Origin of the sequence: Mesorhizobium sp. (assembly GCF_004962245.1) — a bacterium.
GTDB lineage: Bacteria > Pseudomonadota > Alphaproteobacteria > Rhizobiales > Rhizobiaceae > Mesorhizobium.
The window spans coordinates 1-6,538 of sequence record NZ_SUHQ01000001.1; the positions used below are offsets into that span (position 1 = coordinate 1).

Sequence of the window (6,538 nt, forward strand, 5' to 3'; positions counted from 1 at the left end):
GAACAGGGGGGGTGGTAGTGGGGTGGTAGGGGGTGGAAGGTTGGGTGGAACATCAATCTTCCACCTCTGATTCTGGCCCGAAATCCTCCGCTGCCACGATAAGCCGCTGCCGCTGTTTCGATGGCGGGCCTTCCCAAACGACCTTGATTATTCCCTCAGCCAGCAACCGTTGCATAGCCGCCTCGAACTGCTTCTTGGTGAACCCATCCGCATCAGGACGCTCTGACAACACGGTGGGTGCGTAGTTCACACCTCTTGTCGGCGCCACGCGTATGCCAGATCGATTGGCTGCGGAAAGCAGACTTCGGAAAAGCTCGTCGGCGCGCTTGTTCAGCAGGCTTGCCGCCGCAGTTGGCTTGCCGTCATCCAATACAAAGACGCCATCCTGCCAGCGAATCCGCAGTACGTTGCCTTTCTTGCCGTAGTTCGCCTTCATGGTGGTGAGAATTCGCACGTCGGAGTCGGCGCCATCTCCGCTTTCCGTGGTCAGGTAGATCCGTGAGCGAACCGAGTTGTTCCAGGCTGTTGAGCCTGATGAGCCGGTCCCCGATCGCATGCCGTCAACGGACGGGTGCGCCAGCATGACAATGGCGCAATCGATCTCCATGGCAAGCTTTCGCAACATGCCGATGAACTGTCGAACCTGAGCGCGCTTGATCTCGTCGCCGCCATAGAGGTCTGCAGCGGTGTCAAGAACTATCAGCCCAGGTCGATGTTCTCGGGCGTAGTTTGCAACGCCGCGCCACAGCGGAGTCGGCTCCATCACGCCAGCCCTGTTCGGCACGGCAAGCAGCGCGTCCATGTCGGCAAAAGGCAAAAGGCGGAAGCGCCACAGGTCCGACATGCCCATCTTGTGATGAGCCACGATGTCGGCCAGGCGGCGGTGAAACTCATCGGCTTCGTCCTCCGCTCCAAGGTAGAGCACCTTGCCTGCAAGCGGCTCGAGCCCAAGTGTGTCGACGGACAAGGCGGATGCGGCACTTATCTGCAGGGCCAGCAAGGATTTGCCGGTGCCGCCATCGCCATTCAGGATCGTCACCTGGCGCATCGGGATAAGACCCTCTGCAAACCACTCACGCCGCGGCACGGGCAGGCCATGCCAGTCGGCTGGATTGATTACTGGAAATGTGTTGTCGTTTGCGGCCTTCGGAGGCTCTTTTGATTGCCATACCTTTTCGAACTTCACCGTAAGCGGCTCGTCATCAATGATGGCCTCGGTAATGACATAGGGCGCAAGGGGGAAATCATTGCCCTCGATCTGGCGCACTTCCGGCGTGCCGCTATTCCACAGCGTTACGACTGAGACGTCATCGCCATCGCCCAAAAATCGCGCGAAGCTATCCGTAAGAACGCCGAGCCGCGGAACGTCTTCTGGTTCGAGTTCGGTCCAGTGGCCAGAGAACTTTTCTATGGTGTCGCGGGTGGTGTTTGGCCAGTCCGGCTGGCCGTCGACAAACGGCACAAGAATGATGTCGCCATAGAGGTGGTCTGCATAATCGATCACGCACTCTAGCGCGTGCTCACGCGTATCCACGGTGACGAAGTCGACGGTAGGCTTAGCGCCGTCCCCTTCGCTAAAGCCGGCCGGCAATTCGAATGACGTCATTTCCCATGAGTTGGAATCAGGCTGCGGTACGTTCATGCGGCTTCTCTCCCAATGCGTCGCTCGCAGCGCGCACGATCTGTTCGGCGATTTCAGTAGTGAACGTTGCGGCAGCACTGCCGAAGGCGGACGGCGCAAAGACGCGTCGATGCCCGCCCGGCTTTTCGGTCAGCTTCAGATTATAGAGCCGCACGCCGTCGACCAGTTGAAGGTCAAAGCGCGCAAGCGTTCGGCAGCCGATGCCAGGCGGCTCCGGTCTTATCGATAAGATTTTCAAGGTAGGTTGTTCCCGTTTCCAATCCACCCGAGGGCGGCAGTACTGGCCGGTAGGTGCGGCTCTTTGATTTGTCATGGTTTGCTTAGGGCGATAGATGAAGGAGATGCGAGCTACCCGATACGTCCCAATCATTGACGGCCAACCTGGCGGGTGGCGGGTTTGGTTCCCTGACGCACCTGCTTGTGCCGCCGTCGGGCCGACAGCAGTCGATGCTCTGCGTGACGGCTTTGATGCCGTCGCGGCCTGGCTCGATTATCGTGAAGCCGAAGACATCCCCGCACCGGATCCCCGCACCGTTGATGAACTGCTCAACGATCCGGAGGTAAAGGTACGACTAGCGGGCGGCGCAAAGCTTGTCGAAATGTAAGCCGACGGCCTTCATTGGCTGGACGCCTTCCCTCTTAACCTTCATGCGCCGACCGGACGGCTGACATCTCGGCGTCGTAGATCGGGCCATGGTCATTTCGCTGAAGGGCTTCATGCTGCGACCCTCGACGAGCGCGCCGCATCAATGCGTGCCTGAATCCAGTTAATCACCTCAGAACGCACAAACGCCACGCGCCGGTCCCCGAGTGGAATTGCGGACGGGAAGCGACCTTCCGACCGATACCTATTGACCATTGTGCGCGACAGGCTGGTCATCTTCGCTGCGTCATTCAAGGACACAAGTGTGGGCGAGTTATCGTTCATGGTTCCTCCTCGCGAACGGACGGAATCCGGACGCGGTTCAAGTGTTGATTTGAAATCTGGGAGGTTACGTCACCGTCCACACTGGGATCGGCGGGATGCTGGTCTGGTCATCCTGCAGGCGGACCAAAGAGCCGCGCGGCAGCGCCGAGTTGCTGCTATGGATGATATATGGTTCAGTGGCTAAGTGAACAAGTCTGGCATAGGCTACTTGGTGCCGTTGGCACAGTACGCAGCCCAGTCGTCCATCAGTGCCTTCCGCTTTTTCAGCGCTTCGCCGCGCCGGTACGCCCGTTCGACAGCCGTGCCGACGAGATGTCCCAAACACATTTCGGCGATAGCGCCTGGGTGGTCGGTTTCTTCCGTTGCCCAATCTTTGAATGCCGACCTGAACCCATGAACAGTCGCCCCACCCTGCTCCATATCGGCGAGCAAAACCCGCAAAGCCGCGTTTCCGATCGTCCCGCCTGTCGGCCTGCCGCGTTTGGTGCCCTCGAAAACAAACGGACATTCGTCGCGTCTTGGCACGGCACGCAATAACGCAACAACCTGCTCGGCCAGCGGCACGCTGTGTATTTTTCCCGTCTTCGTCCGCGCGGCTGGGATCGTCCATAGTGCGGCGTCCAGGTCAATTTCTGACCACTTCGCGCTTCTCGCCTCGTCGGTGCGGACGGCGGTAAGAATAGTAAGCCGAAGCGCCCTTGCCGCCGCGCTCGTGTCCATCGCTAACCTCTTCATGAAAGCAGGCACGTCGGCGTAGGGCATGGCTGCATGATTGGCGCCAGTAACGCGGCTAGCGGCAGGCAGGATGTGCTCCAGATGACCAGCCCACCGGCTCGGGTTGTCACCGCTGCGCAATCGCTTCGACGTGGCGTAATCAAGAACGGCCTCGATGCGTCCGCGCAACCGCTGGCCGGTCGCTGGCGCCGAGTCCCAAAACTTCAGCAAGGTGCGCTCGACAAGTTCCGTGTCGACGTTGCCAATTGCGATATTACGGAGGCCTGCCGCGTGGCTGGTGAGATGCAATCTCCAATCGTCAGCCGTCTTGGGAGTCCATTCGGATGATTTGGAATTCAGGAAGTCGTCGGCGACCATGCCGAATGTGTTGAACCGCGATGCCTTGCGTTTCTGGTTTTCAGTGTAAGGATCCAAATCCTCCGCCAGCATCTTGCGGAACTCATCTGCCTTCGCTCTCGCCTGCGCCAAGGTAACTTGCGCGATGCCCGCGCCGTATGCACCCATTCCGATTTCTCGCCGCCGCCCAGCGCGTTTGTAGATGAACAGCCAAGACTTTGTGCCGCCTGCGTGAACACGCAGCCAGAGGCCCTCCCCGTCGCCGTAAACGCCTGGTTCGGTGCGTGTCTTTAGGAACGTATCGGTGAGTTTGTTTCGCACAGCCAGCATAACCTCTTTCATAACCGACAGAGGTGTATACCATGGATAACCATGATATCCATAGCGTACACTTCGGCAGCAATCACAATGACTTGCCGAGATTTCTTATTGATTCAAAAGGGATATTTTCCGCCTCTTGGGCGGCGTTTTTGTATTCAAGGACTGAAAGGACCGGCATTTCCGGTGCTTGATCCTGACGTCCTTTCGAAAAAGGGGGCCGGCCGGCTTTGGCAGCGGTACGAGGAGGCCACTATGTGCCAGCGCCGGCCGGCCGACCCCACGGACCCAGGAGATGCGGCGGACCTGAATCATGGGGCATCTTTCGGATTGACCCGGCGTCTACCCTCGCGCCGGTTCCGTCACTGACCTCACATTTGCGCAACGGTTTATGAAAATCAACAATTTCTTAACCAAGTCGGCGAATCACTTGCATTAAGGTAAATTCGTAACCCTGTCGCACTGACTGGATAATCGGCGCTACGCCGCCTTGGCGACCACCCGGTTGCGGCCGGCGCTCTTGGCCTCGTAGAGCGCGAGGTCGGCGCGTTTCATCAGCCCGGCAACCGAGTCCAAGCCCTTCAGCACCGAAGAAACGCCGACGCTGACGGTAACCTCGATCGTCTCGCCCGCGTGGCCGACGGCAAACGGCATCTGGGCGATTTCCGCACGAATGCGCTCCGCGACCTTTTCAGCGACCGCGCCATCCGTGTCCGGCATGACCACGACGAACTCCTCGCCACCGAAGCGGCAGGCGAGATCGATGCCGCGCACATTCTTGCGCAGCCGCCGCGCGAATTCGCGCAGCACGTCATCGCCGCCATCATGGCCATGCGTGTCGTTGACGGTCTTGAAGCGGTCGAGGTCGGTGATCATCACCGACAGCGGCCGCCGCCGCGCCACGGCGCGATCGAACAAGGTCTGCAGATGGCTGTCGAGGTAGCGGCGGTTGTGCAGTCCCGTCAGGGCATCGGTCACCGCCATCTCGATGGTCTGAGTGACGCTGGCGCGGAGCTGGTCGTTATAGCGCTTGCGGCGCACTTGCGTGCGCAGCCGGGCGGTCAGCTCCTGCTGGTCGATCGGCCGCATCAGGTAGTCATTGATGCCGAGTTCGAGGCCGCGGATGATGCGCTCCTCCTCGCCCTCCTGCGCCAGAAGGATGATCGGCAGGAAACGGGTGCGATCGAGCGAACGCAGTTGCGAGCAGAGCCTGAGCGGATCGAAATCGGCAAAGGCCGTCGAGATCATCACGCATTCATAGGGCGTCTCGGCGGCCTGGAAGAAGCCGGCATGCGGATCGGTGGCGATGTCGAGGTCGGCGCTGCCGCGCAGCATTTTCTGGACGCGCTCGAAGGAGGGTTTGCGCTCGTCGATCAGCAGGACTTTGGGTGTGGTGTCTTCGGAAGTGAAGTTGCGGCTCAAAAGCTCCTCGATGCCGATGTTGCGCGTGGTCGAGGCGCGCAGGCGCAACTCGTCGGTCAACGTCTTCAGCCTGACCAGGCTTTTGACGCGCGTCATCAATTGCAGATCGTTGACAGGCTTGGTCAGGAAATCGTCGGCCCCGGCCTCGAGGCCGCGCACCCGGTCCGAAACCTGGTCGAGCGCGGTGATCATGACGACGGGGATGTGCGACGTCGCCGGATCGCTCTTCAGCCGCCGGCAGACCTCGAACCCGTCCATATCGGGCATCATCACGTCGAGCAGCACGACGTCGACCTTGCCGTTTTCGCAAGTCTCGATCGCGTCCAGCCCATTGGTAGCGGTCAGCACCTCGAAATATTCGGCAAGCAGCCGGACCTCGAGCAGCCTCACATTGGCAGGGATATCGTCGACGACGAGGACCCGTGCAGTCATCATAAAGCTCCGGCTCGGCTGGAAGGACGCATCAGGCGTCGCCCAGGTAGGATTTGATGGTTTCGATGAAACGCGGCACCGAGATCGGCTTGGAAATATAGGCCTCGCAGCCACCCTGGCGGATGCGCTCCTCATCGCCCTTCATCGCGAAGGCGGTGACGGCAATGACCGGGATGACATGGAGGTCATCGTCCTCCTTCAGCCATTTGGTCACTTCCAGCCCCGACACTTCGGGCAGCTGGATGTCCATCAAAATGAGGTCCGGCCTGTGCAGTCGCGCCAGATCCAACGCTTCAAGGCCGTTGCGCGTGCGGACCGTCTCGTAACCACTCGCTTCGATGAGGTCCCGAAAGAGCTTCATGTTGAGCTCGTTGTCCTCGACGATCATGACCTTCTTAGGCATCGATTTCCCGTCCCGGCCTGCCTTCCGCTCGAAGGTTGCCGTCATGCGCCCTCGCGGCACACATCAAACCCTGCTCGACTCTACGGCAATATAATTGACGAAACGGAAACCGGCTGCCGGAAAAGCTTCGGATTTCACCTCGAACACCGCATTGCAGAGGGAGATGGCTTGCCGCAGGCGACGCTTGCGATTACTGCCAAAAGAGACTCATTCCACCGCACAAGAAGGTAGTGATGGCAAACGCAGCGTCAATGCGCGAGGAAGCGGAAACCATTGCCGTGAAGGCACTGGGCTTCGTCGCCGCCGATCCGGAACTTCTGCC

7 protein-coding genes and 1 pseudogene are annotated in these 6,538 nt (G+C 59.8%); 2 read left to right on the plus strand and 6 right to left on the minus strand.

From position 1 onward, the window contains the following. Positions 1–52 precede the first annotated feature (52 nt). A complete protein-coding gene (locus E5X88_RS00005; RefSeq protein WP_292156980.1) occupies positions 53–1,642 on the minus strand; it encodes an AAA family ATPase in 1,590 nt (529 codons plus the stop codon). Beyond that, complete coding sequence (locus tag E5X88_RS00010; RefSeq protein ID WP_292156982.1) at positions 1,623–1,880, minus strand: hypothetical protein; 258 nt, start codon at positions 1,878–1,880, stop codon at positions 1,623–1,625. Before E5X88_RS00010 ends, E5X88_RS00005 begins: the two co-directional genes overlap by 20 nt. 94 nt (positions 1,881–1,974) lie before the next feature. Between E5X88_RS00010 and E5X88_RS00015 the strand changes: the two genes are divergently transcribed. Beyond that, on the plus strand, positions 1,975–2,247 hold the full coding sequence (locus E5X88_RS00015) for a type II toxin-antitoxin system HicB family antitoxin (protein WP_292156984.1): 273 nt from the start codon (positions 1,975–1,977) through the stop codon (positions 2,245–2,247). Positions 2,248–2,357: 110 nt separating this feature from the next. Here E5X88_RS00015 and E5X88_RS00020 read toward each other — a convergent pair whose 3' ends face one another. From E5X88_RS00020 to E5X88_RS00035, 4 genes are all read right to left on the minus strand, one after another. Continuing rightward, on the minus strand, positions 2,358–2,570 hold the full coding sequence (locus E5X88_RS00020; RefSeq protein ID WP_292156986.1) for an AlpA family transcriptional regulator: 213 nt from the start codon (positions 2,568–2,570) through the stop codon (positions 2,358–2,360). Positions 2,571–2,774: 204 nt separating this feature from the next. Further along, positions 2,775–3,971: a site-specific integrase gene (locus E5X88_RS00025; protein WP_292156988.1), complete on the minus strand. Its 1,197-nt coding sequence runs from the start codon at positions 3,969–3,971 to the stop codon at positions 2,775–2,777. A gap of 468 nt (positions 3,972–4,439) precedes the next feature. Next, a complete protein-coding gene (locus tag E5X88_RS00030) occupies positions 4,440–5,813 on the minus strand; it encodes a PleD family two-component system response regulator (RefSeq protein WP_292156990.1) in 1,374 nt (457 codons plus the stop codon). 31 nt (positions 5,814–5,844) lie between these two features. After that, a complete protein-coding gene (locus E5X88_RS00035; protein WP_281035461.1) occupies positions 5,845–6,201 on the minus strand; it encodes a response regulator in 357 nt (118 codons plus the stop codon). Positions 6,202–6,449: 248 nt separating this feature from the next. Here E5X88_RS00035 and E5X88_RS00040 point away from each other — a divergent pair. Next, positions 6,450–6,538, plus strand: a pseudogene (locus tag E5X88_RS00040) (DUF3572 domain-containing protein); the annotation flags it as partial.